Source organism: Thalassotalea sp. PP2-459 (genome assembly GCF_001913705.1).
Taxonomy (GTDB): Bacteria; Pseudomonadota; Gammaproteobacteria; order Enterobacterales; family Alteromonadaceae; genus Thalassotalea_C; species Thalassotalea_C hakodatensis.
On record NZ_MKQD01000061.1, the window covers coordinates 1 to 15,765 of the forward strand.

Sequence of the window (15,765 nt, forward strand, 5' to 3'; positions counted from 1 at the left end):
ACTGGAGTAGAAGAACTACACAGCGCAAGTGTTGCCTTGTATAAATACCAAACAAATTGCGGCAAAAGTAAACATGAAAGATCAACACGCTCTAATCCCCCTTCACTTATACATTAGAGCAGTTACTAATGAATTACATTGAGTTTATATTGAATAATATCCCTACATTTTCAGCATTGGTTGCCACCGGCATATTCGCTGGAATGTTAGCAGGTTTGTTAGGTGTAGGTGGCGGCATAGTGATTGTGCCAGTACTTTATTTTTTATTTCAAAGCCTTGGTGTTTCTGCTGAATCTGCAATGCTCGTTGCTACCGCAACATCTTTAGCTACCATCGTGCCCACTTCAATTAGCTCAATTCGTTCTCATCATCGACAAGGTAACGTTGATGTGGTGCTATTAAAGCGCTGGTCAGTTTGTATTCTTGTAGGTGTGTTAGTGGGCAGTTGGCTAGTCACTCGCGTAGATGGCACCATATTAACCTTATTATTTGGCTTGATAGCAACAATGTCAGCACTTAATATGTTGTTTAGAACAGGTAAATCAACGATATATAAAGCATTACCTAATACCGTAGGACAAACCGTCATGGGCACATCTATCGGCTTTTTCAGTGCGATGGTGGGCATTGGCGGCGGCACGATTTCAGTACCATTGCTTACCTTTTTTAACTATCCCGCTCACAAAGCTGTTGGCACTGCAGCAGCAATTGGGTTAATCATTTCGCTACCTGGCGCGATAACCATGCTTACTCTAGGTAGCACACCAACTGACGCACCTGTTGGTACTTATGGTTTAGTTAACCTAATTGGGTTTATTTTTATTGTGCCATTAACGGTCTTGTTTGCCCCTATTGGAGCAGCTTTTGCAGCAAAATTAGATGCAGTAAAACTAAAAAAGGTCTTTGCCATTGTATTACTCATAACGGGTTTAAGAATGCTAGCGCAGCTTTTTTTATAAAGGCACTTTTATTTTTTAATATTGGTTTGATACATACGCATCAAACCAATAAACCTATTCAATACTCGCCAATTTACTGAAGGTATTAAAATACAACTATGTTAATTTTATAGGTTAACGATTTCTTGACGAACTATCGCTGCTCCTGCACTTAACGCATTCAATTTACCGCGTGCAATTTCTCGTGATAAAGGTGCCATACCACAGTTTGTGCATGGGTAAAGCTTGTCTGCATCAACATATTGTAATGCCTTTCTTAACGTATCAGCGACTTGTTCCGGTGTTTCAATGGTATTCGTGGCGACATCAATTGCCCCTACCATAACTTTTTTACCGCGGATCAATTCAAGCAGCTCAATTGGCACATGAGAGTTATGGCATTCTAACGAAATAATATCGATCTTCGATTCTTGCAATCGTGGAAATATCGCTTCGTATTGTCGCCATTCCGAGCCCAATGTTTTCTTCCAATCGGTGTTGGCCTTAATACCGTAGCCATAACAAATATGAACTGCTGTTTCACATTTTAAACCTTGAATTGCTCTTTCTAAACACGCAATTCCCCATTTGTTCACTTCATCAAAAAACACATTAAAAGCAGGTTCATCAAATTGAATAATATCAACCCCAGCAGCCTCTAACTCTCTGGCTTCTTCATTCAGAATTTTAGCAAATTCCCATGCCAGCTTTTCACGGCTTTTGTAGTGGTCATCAAACAAGGTGTCGATCATTGTCATAGGGCCTGGTAGCGCCCACTTTATCGGTTGATTAGTTTGTGCTCGTAGTGTCTTTGCATCCTCCACAAAAACTGATTTAGTACGTGAAACTGGACCAATAACCGTAGGTACGCTCGCATTATAACGATCACGTATCTTAACCGTTTTACGGTTTTCAAAATCTACGCCATTAAGATGTTCAATAAAGGTAGTCACAAAATGTTGACGCGTTTGTTCGCCATCACTAACAATGTCAATTCCCGCCTGTTGCTGCTCATGCAATGACACTCGTAGTGCATCACATTTACCGTCAATTAAAGCTTTACCTTGTAGCTTCCAAGGAGACCAAAGCGCCTCAGGTTCTGCAAGCCATGACGGTTTAGGTAAACTGCCAGCCGTAGACGTGGGTAATAATGTGTTAACGTTAGTATTGTTCATAATAGTACTGCTTTACCTTTTGTGTCGCTAAAATCAATTAAAGTGCGTATTTAGCAGACCACTGCTCAAGTACGGTTTGATAAGGCTTAATAAAATTCTCTTCAGCAAACTTACCTTGCTTTATTGCTAACTCACTGCGTTCTTCTCGGTCATACACTATTTGGGTAAGTGAATGATCTACGTTATTTAAGTTTGGTTGATAGCAATTTCCCGCAACGGCATTGGCATTATAAATTTCAGGTCGATAAATCTTTTGAAACGTTTCCATTGTGCTAATAGTGCTTATTAGTTCAAGGTTGCTGTAGTCGTTAAGCAAGTCACCAAAAAAATAAAACGCTAACGGTGCGACACTATTAGGTGGCATAAAATATCGCACCTGCAAGCCCATCTTTTTGAAGTATTGCTCAGTTAATGAGGACTCGTTTGGCTGATATTCAACACCCAAAACCGGATGTTGATTGTCTGTACGGTAGTAGGTTTTATTATCAGATACACTTAAACAAATAACAGGCAACTTTTTAAAGTGCTGCTTATAAGCATTTGAATGAACAAAATATTGAAAAAGTTTGCCGTGTAATTCACCAAAATTTTCAGGAACACTAAATTGTGATTGTCCTTTATTATGCTCACCAAGCAATACACTAAAATCATAATCGCGCACATAAGAAGAAAAGTTATTACCTACGATTCCTTCAATACGTTCATCCGTTTTATGATCAACGATATTAGTTTTCAGAATTTCAATGGATGGAAATGCGTCGCCATCACCGTTGATATCCATATCGATTGAAATAATGTCAAGCTCGACCGAGTAACGATCTGCTTTTGGATTATCCCAAAATGCCAACGCATTAAAGCTATTATTGATCATCTTCAACGCGTTACGTAAATTTTGCTGGCGGCTTTCACCTCTTGCCAGATTAGCAAAGTTGGTTGTAATACGTGTACTGTCTGAGGGATGATAATTTTCATCAAGACAAATATTCTTTATGTTAAATGTAAAATCTTTACTCATGGTGATTTGATAACCCATTTCCTGTAATAAACCAAAACAAACTGCTTGCTTGATACGCTTCCCGAAGTTGTCTACATCGTGGAATATCCATCATTACTTAGGTAACCCTGTCAATGTTGGTAGCGCTAAGCTCATATGTGATTTATACGTGCGTCTTACTATGAATAAAAATGGTATTTTCTCATAAATACATGAATAAAATTCATCACTATGGTTTACAACTCTATAAAAGATTCAAAGAAATCACGTTAATGGTCGCAGCTATTTTCAAGGCAGCGTTTAAAGTTTTACCAATGTGCTATTGCCAGTATTGTTGTGGTAGCCACTGTAATAAGTTTTTCACCATTTTCATTCAATATGCCATGTCCAAAAATGCAGCAATTATACCAATTCGCATAAAGATTAAGTCAGTTCAGAGCGATGTCAGAGGTGGGAGAATAAGCGAAACGTGTGCAGGTATAGTTGTTCTACATCAAACACGTTTTGCGCAATTATCGCGCCTCTAAAGCGTTTAATTCTCGCTGAATGAGCGAATATTTATGCGAATTGGTATAAGAATAACTTATGACTTTTTATCCTAATCGCACACTTACAATTTGAATTCTAAAAGTTATTATTACCAAGAATCAATCTTTAAGATATATAGATTAACAGCTTCTACCATGCTCAATATGAAAGGGGATTATTACAGAGTCAGTTGCTCTATTAATAAAAAGCTCTGCAGCCTTCGTCCCCTTTTTTTCACTATTTTGATGAACAGTTGTAATTGTAGGGTTTGAACGCAGCGCTTCATCAATACCATCAAAACCAGTTATTCTAATATCGTCAGGAATTGTAAGCCCCATTGAATTAATTTCTTTAATAGCTGCCAACGCAATTAGATCACTCATACAAAGTAAAACATTTGGACGAGGGTTGGAGGTGAGCGCTTCCCTGACAGCATTTAGAGCTGTTTGATGCGTACTTTTGGGAATATTCCAGACCCTATCAGGTCTGAGATCTACACTTAACTCTTTAATAGCCCTTTTATAACCATTTAAACGTTGATGAGTAACAGAACCTTGAAAGTTTGTATTTGGTAAATCATATACGCGACAAGTCACATCTGAGTCAAGTAGCCTTAACCCTAAAATAGCAATAGAATCATCTTTTGAATTAATAGCCAGTTTAGCTACCTCATAAGCAGCTTGCTCATTATCAATACCAACTGAAGCACTGCGCTCTATGTCAAAATCTGCCGTCACAACTTTTTTTGAAGTTGTTTTTAATTGATTAATCAATTTGGCGTTTCGAGGCCTACCATAACAAATAAAGCCATCTACAAAGTCTGAAACAGCATTAATATTATCTGATGAACCAGAGAACAATAATAAATTCACTTTGGATTTTTCTAAAACTGACGAAACGCCTTTGACAAACTTACTTGCTACAGGATCTGTTATCATATATTCAACACTGTCTGGTAACACTAAAGCGACAATATTAAATTGTCCCTTTCTCAATGACTGAGCAGCCTTATTAGGGCCCGAATACCCCAACTTTTCACATGAAGCAAGAATATTTTCCCGCCTTACTTTCGAAAGTTGATCAGGACGGTTAAAAGCATTTGAAACAGTTGCATTCGAAACGCCAAGCTCTTTTGCAACGCTTTTTAGCGTCCACACCTTTTTATCAGTCATATGTACCTTTTATAATTTTTATAGGAATTAACTATTTCGTTTTCATATAATGAATCGTAGTATACGCCTATTCATTTCTAACTTTAATGCTATAAAGCACAACTTTTTAAACTTTATTGAGCAAATTATTTAGGCAAATAGTTCGTGTTTTTTGGCCTTCTTTAACCTCAATTAATGCACTTTCTTCTATTAGATTGACTAATAAATATGCACTATGCTCATTATTATTCCAGCTCATTTTCAAAGTTGAATGATCACTTTTAACAGTAAAATCTCCATCAAATGCGTCACAACTATTACGTATTTGAATAAGGCGAACAAGTGCTCTAGTAAAAGGCTTATTTAACGATTTTTCAATAGCCATTTTATTAAGATAAGGACGGTTAATGTCTCTACCCACATTAGTTGTTGTCAATAATTCCATCGCATTTTTTTCAGCTAATAAACCAGCATAATAAACTTGAGGGATTCCAGGAGAAAAGAACTGAATAGCTCTAGCGACTAAATAATTAAAATCATTTTGCTCTAGTGCATCGTAGAAGGTACAATTTACCTGATATAAATCAACATTGCTTGCCGCTGCCCCTGTCGCTTTTTTACTTTCACCTGCACTATTTCTATGAATGGTTTCAACGAGTTCATCTATTTGGTCATTAGTAAGTAATCCTGCTTTACTATTCATAGGACCAACATCAATGATACCAATTCCATCATGAGTGTCTAAAACAGTAATACAATTTTTGGGTGAAATTGTTAACCACTTAGTTAATGCGGTAAAGTCTTTAGTAAAAAGACTATGTAAAACCAAAGGTGGTAAGGCAAAATCATAAACTCGATCAACACGCTTAGCTATTTCTATTTGAGTTTGATAATAAGAATGAATTTCTACTAGCGTCTCAATACCTAATTCATGTGCTGTCTTACTCAGATCATCAATAAAATCAAATGTTTCATCAAGCATGAAACAACTAGTTCCTGCTTTTTTCAGCGCATAACCCGCAGCATCTAAACGGATAATTTTAATATTATTCTCTGCGAACGTGTTTAAGATACGCGTTAAGTATTCTTTGCCTGATGTAGATGTAACATCTATATCTATTTGGTTGTCTGTGAAAGTTGTCCAAAAATCAGCACTTTCATTATTTGGTAATGAAAAACGAGTAAAACAACTACCTGGTCTTGGACGATAAATTTTCTTTCGCTGCTCTTCACTTAATCCATCAGGAAATATCTTGTCCTTAGTTAAGAATAGATCCCAAAAAGGAGATTCTTTTCCTTTGGCTAATACATCTTTAAATTCCATAGATTGAGCTGACATATGATTCACAATAAGATCAGCCATTAGCTCATGCCCTTCTCCTAATATTTTAATATCATTCCAATCACCTAACCGACTATCAACTTGAGTATGGTCTATTGGGTCGAAGCCAGCATCACTACCATCGATTGGATAATAAAAAGGCAATAAATGTATACCTGAAAATAAATTTGCAAGCTGACAATTTAAAATTTTATTTAACGACTGAGTATCTGAGCCAGTCAACCTATCAATGTAGGTAATTAGTTGAACATTATTTTTCATAAATTTGCCATAAATTCTTAGTTGATTCTTAATCGATTAAGATATATGTTTATATACATTAATAATTTAATCAAGAAGAATTTTAGTTATTTTAAGTTGTTAAGAAAGGGACTATAGAGTGTGCACTTAATAGTGCATTAACTTATTTAGTTTTTTCGAAGTAAAAACATAACCTTTCTTATTTTAAATGTAAAAAAATAGACAGCATTGATACTATTTGGTTCATGCGCAGTTAAATACGTAGCCCGAGGAATAATAAAATGACAAAAGCACCTTACACTGCACCATTATCGTTTAAAGAAAAAGTGGGTTATGGCGTTGGCGATATGGCTTCAAACTTCTACATGGGATTTTTTTCACTATTTCTTCTTTATTATTACACGGATGTTTACGGTATTTCTGCTGCCGCAGCAGCGACCATGTTATTAGTGACAAAGTTTATCGATGCGATCAGTGATCCTGCCATGGGGTTATTAGCTGATAGAACTTCTACTAAATGGGGGAAGTATCGTCCCTATTTACTATGGGTAGCAATCCCTTATGCGTTATTAGGTTACCTTTTATTTTTAGGTCCTGAATTTGGTGATACCGGAAAATTAATTTTTGCGTATGTATCATACTCTTTAGTGATGCTAGCTTACACAGCAATCAATGTTCCATATTCAGGATTGATGGCCGTTATTCACCCTGAATCAAGAGAACGTACAAAGGCTGCTCAGTTTAGGTTTATTTTTGCTTCAGCTGGTTCTTTAGTTGTTGGTGCTTCAGCTAAGCCTCTAGTTGAATTTTTAGGGGGGGGTGACGAACTGCTTGGTTTTCGTTTAACAATCATAATATTTGCAATACTCTCAGTTGCAGTTTTTTGGTATACCTTTGCAGTAACTAAAGAAAGGGTTATACCTAAAAATCATGATGCCAGCATAAAAGAAGATTTGTCTGCTTTATTGTCTAATAAATCTTGGTTAATATTAGTTTGTACCGGTATTTTCATTGTTGTTGGTTTGGTAGCACGTTTTGCCTCAATCGCCTATTACACCAAATATTACATGGGTGACGATGGCGTAAATATTTTCTTATGGATGGATCAAACCACGTTGATAATTTCATGTGGTTTACTAGGACAATTATTTGGCGCGCTTATCACCCCTTTTTTAGTGAAGCATGTTGAAAAGCACAGGTTAATGTTCGGCATAAACTTAATCCATGCAATATTGTTACTCTTCGGGTTCACAATATCTCCAGACAATCTTACACTGACAGTTGTTGTTCACACATTAGGCATCGTTACTTTCGGTATAGCGATTACGCTATTATTCACTATGTATACAGATTGTGTAGAATATGGGGAATGGAAAACTGGATGTAACAGCGCAGGTTTAACTGTTTCAGCTTCAATGTTTTCGTTAAAGCTGGGGTCTGCAATCGGAGGTGCATTACCGGGGTTTATCCTTGCTTATTTTGGCTTTATTGCCAATCAAAACCAGTCGCCTGAATCAATTGAAGGTATACGATTTATGTTTAATCTTTTACCTGCCATATTCTTTTTATCGGGCGCAATATTAATATTATTTTATAAGATAGATCGTCAATTACTTGCTACAATTGAAAGTGATTTAGCTAAGCGTCGTATTTAACGCTCGGCACCCACCTCTCATAAATCCATATAACGAATACTCCTATTATTCCGTCATGATTTACATAAAAATCATGACGGTTTTTTTAACCTTTATCTAATAGCTTTAAAAAATTTGGACCGTTTAGATAACATTCCTATTCTTAATTTGAAAATTAAATCCCTATAATTTTCAAAAAATTAGTTGAAATAGTACAGTTACATTAAAAAAAAACTTGCAAAATCACCACAACCCAACCTAACATTAACTTAATCGATTAAGTTGATTTAAAGTTATGACTAGATAATTATAAAAACTTTAGGAATACGGGGTGAGAATATGAAAAAAGTTACATCTACAAAATTATTATTAAGCACATTAGCGATGGCCATATGTTCTAACTTAAATGCAGCAGAAACAAATGCTGAAGAGGCGGTAGAAAAAAAAGGCCTTGATTTTGAAAGAATATTGGTCACGGGGGCTGCAGGTAAAGGCGCTACTGTAATGGCATCAAGTGTTTCTGTAAGTAGTTTATCTGCAGATCAAATAGAGGTTACAACACCAAGAACGACAGCAGAAGCATTTAGATCAATCCCTGGTATCCGTTCTGAATCTTCTGGGGGTGAAGGTAATGCAAATATTGCTGTACGTGGTTTACCAGTAGCTGCTGGTGGTGCTAAGTTCTTACAGTTGCAGGAAGATGGTTTACCACTTTTACAGTTTGGTGATATTGCATTTGGTAATGCAGACATATTTCTTAGATTGGACAGCACAATGGCGTTAATAGAGTCTATTCGTGGTGGCTCTGCGTCAACTTTAGCAACAAACTCACCCGGTGGTATTATTAATATTATTAGTAAAACCGGTGAGTCTGACTCAGGTAGTGTTGCTACAACAATCGGGGTAGATTACGACCATACCCGAACTGATTTTGAATTTGGTGGTGAACTGAACGACAGCATGTATTTCCATATTGGTGGCTTCTATCGTCAAGGCGAAGGCCCAAGAGATTCGGGGTATACAGGCAACCAAGGTGGACAAATTAAAGCTAACATCACTAAAGAGTTTAGTGATGGTTATGTAAGGCTTTACTACAAACATTTAGATGATAAAACGATTGCCTATTTACCTATGCCTTCAACAGTTAGTGGTGGCTCTGTAGGTAATTTTGATCCCTCAACTGACACACCTCATTCAGCATACTTTACTTCATTATTAACAACAGATGGTAACGGTAACCGTCGTCGTTCAGATATGCGTGATGGTATGAACCCTCAGGTTGATTCTGTTGGCGTAGAAGCAATATTTGACCTAGGTAATGACTGGTCAATTGAGAATAGATTTAGAACATCGCGCACCAAGGGAAGCTTTACCTCGCCATTTCCTGAAAGTATTCAAGATAGTCAAACGCTTGCTGATAGTTTAGCAGGTGAAGGTGCGACATTAACCTACGCTAACGGCCCTTCTCAAGGTGATAAGTATAATGGCGCAAACTTAATGCGCATTCATACCTTTGATGTTGAAATGAGCAATTTAGACTTCCTGGTTAATGATTTAAAAATATTAAAAACGATTGGCGATACCAATATCACGTTTGGTTATTACAAGTCATTGCAAAATATTGAACAATCATGGCTTTGGAACTCATATTTATCAGATGTAAAAGGTGATAATGCTGCACTTATCAATGTTTCTGCGGCTGATGGTACTAGTTACTCTGACAATGGCTTAATTGCTTATGGCGTGCCGGCTTGGGGAAATTGTTGTACACGTAACTATGATCTTCAATATGATGTTACTGCACCATATATAGCCATAAACTCTACTTTTGGTGACTTTACTGTTGACGCCAGTGTTCGTCATGACAGCGGTGAAGCTTCAGGAACCTATGCCGGTGCAGTACAATCACAAATTGATATGAATAGTGATGGCGTTATCTCAGTACCTGAAATGAGTGTTTCTTCTGTAAATAATGCCTCACCATCTATTGTTAATTACGACTGGAGTTACACATCATACTCTGTGGGCGCTAACTACATGGTAGATGAAGATTTGGCTGTTTTTGGTCGATTAAGTCATGGTGGTACAGCCAATGCTGACCGGTTAGCATTTGGAAAAATAGCAGCCGACGGTTCTGTTACTGAAGAAGATGCTGTTGATGAAGTTGATCAATTTGAAGCTGGTCTTAAGTATCGTCAAGATAAATTATCTGTATTTGCTACTGCTTTCTTTGCCGAAACACAAGAGCAAAACTTTGAGGCGACAAGTCAAAAATTCTTTGACCGAGTCTATGAGTCATATGGTCTTGAATTAGAAAGTGCCTATTACATTGGAAATTTTGACATCCGAGGTAACGTGACTTGGACTAATGCTGAAATCACTAAAGATGCGTTAAACCCTGGCTCTGTAGGTAATACACCAAGAAGACAAGCTGATTTTGTTTACTCACTGACAACACGCTATAACTTTGATCAAGGTTCAGCAGGTATCAGTTTAATAGGCACAACTGAAGCTTATGCTCAAGATGGTGGAGATCAAAGTACTGCAGATATTCTTAAATTTGATGGGTATACACAAGTAAATGCATTCGCTCAATACTATTTATCTGACTCATTCAGTATTGCACTAAATGTAAACAACTTGTTCGACACTACAGGTATTACCGAAGCTGAAGAAGGCAATATTCCTACAAGCGGTATTATCAGAGCAAGAACCATCAACGGTAGAACGAGTAGTATTACACTTAAGTACGATTTTTAATCCTCTATTTAAGCCAATTTAATAGTAACAAAGCCCATCTATTTGGGCTTTTTTTTCAAAGGTAAATTTATGCTTTCTTTACTCAGTTATGGCGAAGTGCTGGTAGATTTTTTACCCTCTTCTTCCAACACCCTCGCATATACTCCATTAGCCGGAGGTGCACCTGCAAATGTTGCGGTTGCTTTCGCTAAATTAGGCGCGCCAAGTTACTTTGCTGGCGGTATTAGTGAAGATTGTTTTGGTAGCATGCTTATGAAACAACTAGAGCATGAAGGCGTTAATACTACTTTCGTTAAAAGAGTTAAAGATGCAAATACCGCCTTAGTTTTGGTTAGTTTAGATAATTCAGGGGAAAGAACCTTTAACTTTTATCGTCATAATACCGCTGATACAAAATACGGAAGAACACAAGTTAATGAAATTAACTGGCAAGGCATTGGTATTTTTCACTATTGCTCTAATACATTAACTGAAGAGTCGTTGTATGAAGACACACTTTATGCCTTAAAACGTGCGAAAGAAAATCAAGTTTTGATCAGTTTTGATGTTAATTTACGCCAACAACTTTGGCACGAATTAACGCTATTACCTGAGCGCGTAGAAGCATGTATTAAACAGAGCGATATAATCAAATTAAGCCGAGAAGAAGCAGAGTATTTAGCACAAGCTAAGCTAGTTAATGTAAATAGCTATATAGATCATATTTTATCGCTTGGCGCTAAACTTATTGTGATTACCGATGGAGAAAATGCTGTTCAAGCGATTTCTCTTAAAGAGTCTTTAACCATTAACGTGCCTAAAATATCACCTGTTGACACAACCGGTGCAGGCGACAGCTTTATTTCAGGCTTTCTTTTTCATTTAGTCCACTCAGTCAAAAACGATAAAGGCACTGAAACGTTATTTGATGCTATTAAACAGATTGATGGCGTTAAAAGGGCGGTGTCATTTGGTACCAAGTGTGGTGCATTTACCTGCCAAAAGAAAGGTGCATTTATAGCTTTACCTAAAATAACCGATCTTAATACTTTATAATTTACCTATTAAACTGAGAAATAACAATAAAGGTAGACACAAAACCATGTAGCCAAACGCTCCTAGCTTACTAAGGTTAAATGCTTAGGCAATAAAGCTAAGTACAACGCCAGTTGTTATTCCAATTATTGCTTCGCCAAGAGATACGCGTCTTAGTTTTAGCACATTGCTATACGCGATATACAGAGATATGAGGGATAAAGCAAAGAGCCATAATATTGCATGATCCGGATAATTAAAGCTTTTAAGTCCAATCAAGTTCAATAAGTAGGAGCCAATATCGGTTAAACCAAGCCAATCAAACATTATTTGTTCTGAAACTGTATGACCAAACAACGCAAAGGTGAAGTTTGCATTAGGTCGTTTTAAAATTGCTAGAATACCTGCAATAGTTAACAATACGCTCGATACCAAGGGCATAAATTGTACCCAGTATTTTTGACTGAACCAACTTTCCAGCCTAATACTGAAACTTATTTGTGTCGCAAAATAAACGGTCAGAACTAGTCCTACTATCGAAATACTCATGCCGATAACCGTGGCTTTCCTGACTTTACATACTTCTTTCACAATTTTATCTCTTCTATCATGTTAGCTTGATTGATAAAATCCCAATGTTACGACTCATAACCTTTCTAAATTTTAGTAAAAAATAATATTGGGAACATAACTCCTAATAGCTAAATACTATGTTGACTCTATATTATTAATAAACTGAGCCATATTGACTAAACGTTCGCCAACAATAAATTGAATAGTCTTTTGAACCCAAGTAAGTGAAATATTTTTATAATCTAATTTAGCTAACAAATATGCTGTCACGAAAAAAAGTAGCGTTGATGATAAGGAATAAAACCAAATCATGTGCTGTTCTAGATGCTGAAACAAATCCACTCCCAATAACAGATCAAACCCGATAAAAACATAAGCCATATAAAAAGGCACAGACATCAGCAATAACTTGGTTAATTGTAGTTTATGTGTACAAACACTGTAGATATCTTTCTGTAAGTCACTCACTGGTTTTGAGTAATCAACTTGTGAAATCAAAACTATTTGACCAATATTTCCTGCAAGCCCAACAATAGCAAAAACATTTAGAACAAAAGCCGATATCTTCGGTGCTGACAGACTAAAGTCTGTGACAATATATTGCCACAATAAAACAATGATAAAGAAGAATGCTAAGCTCTCAACAATACGCATCCACTTCATATTGTTAAGCTGTTGCATTTGTTTATTTAATTTAATGTCAGTCAACATTGTTTGATTTATTGTAATAGCAACACCAGTGTCATTGTTTTGCTGCTGCCAAGCAGCTTTAACGTTATCTAAATTCATATTAAGACTCCTGTGTAACAAATTTATTTTTAAGAATTTCTTTAATTCGACCTATTCGCGTTGCGACATTAGTTTTACTAATACCTAAGCTGTTCGCTATGTTGTCGTATGACTCACTTTCTAAATAGAGCAGCATAATTGCTTTATTTAACTTATCGAGTTGAGCAATAAAGGCATACAACTGCTTAACTTCTTCACTTTTATCAGCTTCTTGAGATAAGTCGGCAATATGTACAATGCATTCTTCTTTAGCATTGGCTTTATCTTCTCGCTTACTGTCTTTACGGTAATAAGAAATCGCGACATTCAATGCGATTCGATACATCCAAGTAGAGAACTTATACTGTTTATCGTACTTGTCATAAGCTAGCCAAATGGTGGTTAAAATCTCTTGTGCAAGATCTTGCCTGTCATCATGGTTTTGACAATATGAATTCACGACTTTATAAATGATGCCCTTGTGTTGCTCCATCGACTGTGTAAATAAAGTTTTCTTTGTTTTTTTCATTGGTACTCACTTACCGATCGATTATTCTTATTAAAAAACTCACATATATAGCTTATCGCCATTTGACTATGTTTAATCCCAGCTAGCTTTTGCTGTTTATTATTAAAAAGCCAAAACTGTATAAATATTAAACATTCGAGCTCTGAGATAACACTCGCATAATTCTCTTACCTAGTTATTCGCAGGTTTTCTGAAAAAATCACAAATATTTTTAAAAAACTTTATAAATAAACTAGAAAATAAATAAAATAAAACGAAAGCTAGTAAAAGTGATATTAATGAATTTAAAGTCAACATGCACCACTGGCTTATCCTGCATGGCCCATACAGCTGTGTGCTCCGTTAATTCTGATGAAGCTAATTCATCATTGAATGACTTTTGTGAATATAACGATAAAATAGAGTAGTATTAATTTATTACGCTCACAAACTCATAACGTATAACAAGATCACTGGAGAATTCATGCAACAATTGAAACGCCTTACTTTTGGCGCGGTGTTAAGTATTTTTAGTGTTCAGTTATTGGCGGCACAATCCCCAATAACTGATGATCAAAAACACACCGCAACACAACTCATGCAAACCGCTATCAAAAGCGATTTAGGAATGGAAATAGTCACCTCATTGACCACCGAAATTGGCCCTCGCTTAGGTGGCTCAGAAGCGGAAAAACGGGCGAGAGACTGGGGGCTTAAATTAGGGCAAGATTTAGGTTTTGATAAGGCTTGGATTGAAGAGTTCACTATGCCGTTCTGGGATAGAGGCCACTTACATATATCGCTTACGTCCCCTTACCAACAAGATTTATACGGTACGGCTTTAGGTGGTGCTGCACCGACTAAAGAAAGTATTAATGCTGATGTTGTATATTTTAGAGATATTCACGCACTAAAAGCAGTGAAAGATAACAGTTTGAACGGTAAAATTGCTTTTGTTGATGGCGATATGATGGTAAAAAGCCAAACTGGTGCTGGTTATGGACAAGCTAATCAACGCCGAAGAATAGGCTGGCAACATGCTGAACGTGGCGGTGCAAGTGCTTTAGTTGTTCGCTCAGTCGGTTCAGATTCACACCGTTTCCCTCATTCGGGAATGATGAGTTCAGATGGTGATAAATGGGCAAGTATTCCAGTGATTGCAATTTCAAACCCTGATGCTGATCACCTTCGCCGTTTGCACAACCTAGACAAGCCATTAACGATATCGCTTCATTCAGAATCAAAATGGAAAGGTGATGTGAGCAGTGGTAACGTCATTTTAGACTTAGTTGGCAGTGAAAAACCAGAAGAAATAGTTCTCATTGGTGGCCATTTAGATAGTTGGGATCTCGGCACTGGTGCTGTAGATGACGGTGCAGGTATTGCCATTACCACAGCCGCGGCAGCGCTTATTGCTAAACTTCCCAAACGTCCTAAGCGTACTATTCGAGTAGTTATGTTTGGCGCAGAAGAAGTCGGCCTACTCGGCGCATTTGCCTATGCTAAGCAGCATGAAGCTAATTTGAAAAATCATGTAGTAGCAACAGAATCAGATTTCGGTGCACAAACTATTTGGCAACTGGTGTCAAACGTCAACCCAAAAGCTACCCTGTTAATGGATGATATTGCTAAAATCTTATCACCTTTGGGTATTATTAGAGGAGGTTCAAACGTACCAGGTGGCGGCCCAGATATCATCCCGCTTGCCGCTAAAGGTGTACCTACTATTCGTTTAAGTCAAAACGGACGAGATTACTTTGATTTACATCATACACCAGACGATACGCTTGATAAAATTAACCCTGATGAATTAGCCCAAAACATTGCAGCATATGCAGCTAGCATATATTTGATTGCCGATTCAGACGTAGAACTGAAACCATAACATTTAGTTAGCGGGCGGCACCTTAGCCGCCCGCTAACTTACAAAAAGTATTAGCATCAGTACATTTTACGAACATTAAAAATAAGTACCCTCCACGGTAAAACGCTTTTATACCAATTCGCATAAAGATTAAGTCAGTTCAGAGCGATGTTAGAGGTGGAAGAATAAGCGAAACGTGTGCAGGTATAGTTGTTCTACATCAAACACGTTTTGCGCAATTATCGCGCCTCTAACACGCTCCCAAAGGGCGAGTTT

12 protein-coding genes are annotated in these 15,765 nt (G+C 37.0%); 5 read left to right on the top strand and 7 right to left on the bottom strand.

Translation table 11 applies throughout. The features are described from left to right. Positions 1–137 precede the first annotated feature (137 nt). Positions 138–959, top strand: a complete 822-nt coding sequence (locus tag BI291_RS14650) for a sulfite exporter TauE/SafE family protein (protein WP_217693839.1) — start codon at positions 138–140, stop codon at positions 957–959. A 107-nt stretch (positions 960–1,066) separates the two neighbouring features. Here the strand turns inward: BI291_RS14650 and BI291_RS14655 are convergent, their stop codons facing one another. The 4 genes from BI291_RS14655 to gtfA all read right to left on the bottom strand — a co-directional run bounded on the left by BI291_RS14655 (position 1,067) and on the right by gtfA (position 6,389). Next, positions 1,067–2,113 carry a methionine synthase gene (locus BI291_RS14655; RefSeq protein ID WP_074499520.1) on the bottom strand — a complete coding sequence of 349 codons (1,047 nt, stop codon included), beginning with the start codon at positions 2,111–2,113 and terminating at the stop codon, positions 1,067–1,069. A 37-nt stretch (positions 2,114–2,150) separates the two neighbouring features. Beyond that, entirely contained in the window at positions 2,151–3,128 is a 978-nt protein-coding gene (locus tag BI291_RS14660; protein ID WP_074499531.1) for a DUF1852 domain-containing protein, read from the bottom strand. Between the two features lie 647 nt (positions 3,129–3,775). Continuing rightward, positions 3,776–4,807 (bottom strand): LacI family DNA-binding transcriptional regulator, encoded by a 1,032-nt coding sequence (locus BI291_RS14670; protein WP_074499522.1) that lies wholly within the window; start codon positions 4,805–4,807, stop codon positions 3,776–3,778. Between the two features lie 106 nt (positions 4,808–4,913). Continuing rightward, positions 4,914–6,389 carry a sucrose phosphorylase gene (gene gtfA, locus BI291_RS14675; protein ID WP_074499523.1) on the bottom strand — a complete coding sequence of 492 codons (1,476 nt, stop codon included), beginning with the start codon at positions 6,387–6,389 and terminating at the stop codon, positions 4,914–4,916. A gap of 260 nt (positions 6,390–6,649) precedes the next feature. On the opposite strand from gtfA, the gene BI291_RS14680 reads away from it, so the two are divergent. The 3 genes from BI291_RS14680 (at position 6,650) to BI291_RS14690 (ending at position 11,797) form a co-directional block, all read left to right on the top strand. Continuing rightward, the gene (locus BI291_RS14680; protein ID WP_074499524.1) at positions 6,650–8,023 is read left to right on the top strand and encodes an MFS transporter; all 1,374 of its coding nucleotides are present in this window, start codon (positions 6,650–6,652) and stop codon (positions 8,021–8,023) included. A gap of 318 nt (positions 8,024–8,341) precedes the next feature. Beyond that, positions 8,342–10,762, top strand: a complete 2,421-nt coding sequence (locus BI291_RS14685) for a TonB-dependent receptor (RefSeq protein WP_074499525.1) — start codon at positions 8,342–8,344, stop codon at positions 10,760–10,762. A gap of 69 nt (positions 10,763–10,831) precedes the next feature. Then, positions 10,832–11,797 (top strand): carbohydrate kinase, encoded by a 966-nt coding sequence (locus tag BI291_RS14690; protein WP_074499526.1) that lies wholly within the window; start codon positions 10,832–10,834, stop codon positions 11,795–11,797. Between the two features lie 84 nt (positions 11,798–11,881). Here BI291_RS14690 and BI291_RS14695 read toward each other — a convergent pair whose 3' ends face one another. The 3 genes from BI291_RS14695 to BI291_RS14705 form a co-directional block, all read right to left on the bottom strand. Then, positions 11,882–12,217, bottom strand: a complete 336-nt coding sequence (locus BI291_RS14695) for a hypothetical protein (RefSeq protein WP_074499527.1) — start codon at positions 12,215–12,217, stop codon at positions 11,882–11,884. Between the two features lie 267 nt (positions 12,218–12,484). After that, a complete protein-coding gene (locus BI291_RS14700; protein ID WP_074499528.1) occupies positions 12,485–13,138 on the bottom strand; it encodes a hypothetical protein in 654 nt (217 codons plus the stop codon). A gap of 1 nt (position 13,139) precedes the next feature. Further along, positions 13,140–13,646, bottom strand: a complete 507-nt coding sequence (locus BI291_RS14705) for an RNA polymerase sigma factor (RefSeq protein WP_074499529.1) — start codon at positions 13,644–13,646, stop codon at positions 13,140–13,142. Between the two features lie 463 nt (positions 13,647–14,109). Here BI291_RS14705 and BI291_RS14710 point away from each other — a divergent pair, with 463 nt between their 5' ends. Continuing rightward, positions 14,110–15,510 carry a M20/M25/M40 family metallo-hydrolase gene (locus BI291_RS14710; RefSeq protein ID WP_074499530.1) on the top strand — a complete coding sequence of 467 codons (1,401 nt, stop codon included), beginning with the start codon at positions 14,110–14,112 and terminating at the stop codon, positions 15,508–15,510. Positions 15,511–15,765 lie beyond the last annotated feature (255 nt).

Coding starts and splice junctions, on each gene's coding strand:
- BI291_RS14705 (WP_074499529.1), bottom strand. CDS start 13,646: ATGAAAAAAACAAAGAAAACTTTATTTACACAGTCGATGGAGCAACAC.
- BI291_RS14700 (WP_074499528.1), bottom strand. CDS start 13,138: ATGAATTTAGATAACGTTAAAGCTGCTTGGCAGCAGCAAAACAATGAC.
- BI291_RS14670 (WP_074499522.1), bottom strand. CDS start 4,807: ATGACTGATAAAAAGGTGTGGACGCTAAAAAGCGTTGCAAAAGAGCTT.
- gtfA (WP_074499523.1), bottom strand. CDS start 6,389: ATGAAAAATAATGTTCAACTAATTACCTACATTGATAGGTTGACTGGC.
- BI291_RS14655 (WP_074499520.1), bottom strand. CDS start 2,113: ATGAACAATACTAACGTTAACACATTATTACCCACGTCTACGGCTGGC.
- BI291_RS14660 (WP_074499531.1), bottom strand. CDS start 3,128: ATGAGTAAAGATTTTACATTTAACATAAAGAATATTTGTCTTGATGAA.
- BI291_RS14680 (WP_074499524.1), top strand. CDS start 6,650: ATGACAAAAGCACCTTACACTGCACCATTATCGTTTAAAGAAAAAGTG.
- BI291_RS14690 (WP_074499526.1), top strand. CDS start 10,832: ATGCTTTCTTTACTCAGTTATGGCGAAGTGCTGGTAGATTTTTTACCC.
- BI291_RS14695 (WP_074499527.1), bottom strand. CDS start 12,217: ATGCCCTTGGTATCGAGCGTATTGTTAACTATTGCAGGTATTCTAGCA.
- BI291_RS14710 (WP_074499530.1), top strand. CDS start 14,110: ATGCAACAATTGAAACGCCTTACTTTTGGCGCGGTGTTAAGTATTTTT.
- BI291_RS14685 (WP_074499525.1), top strand. CDS start 8,342: ATGAAAAAAGTTACATCTACAAAATTATTATTAAGCACATTAGCGATG.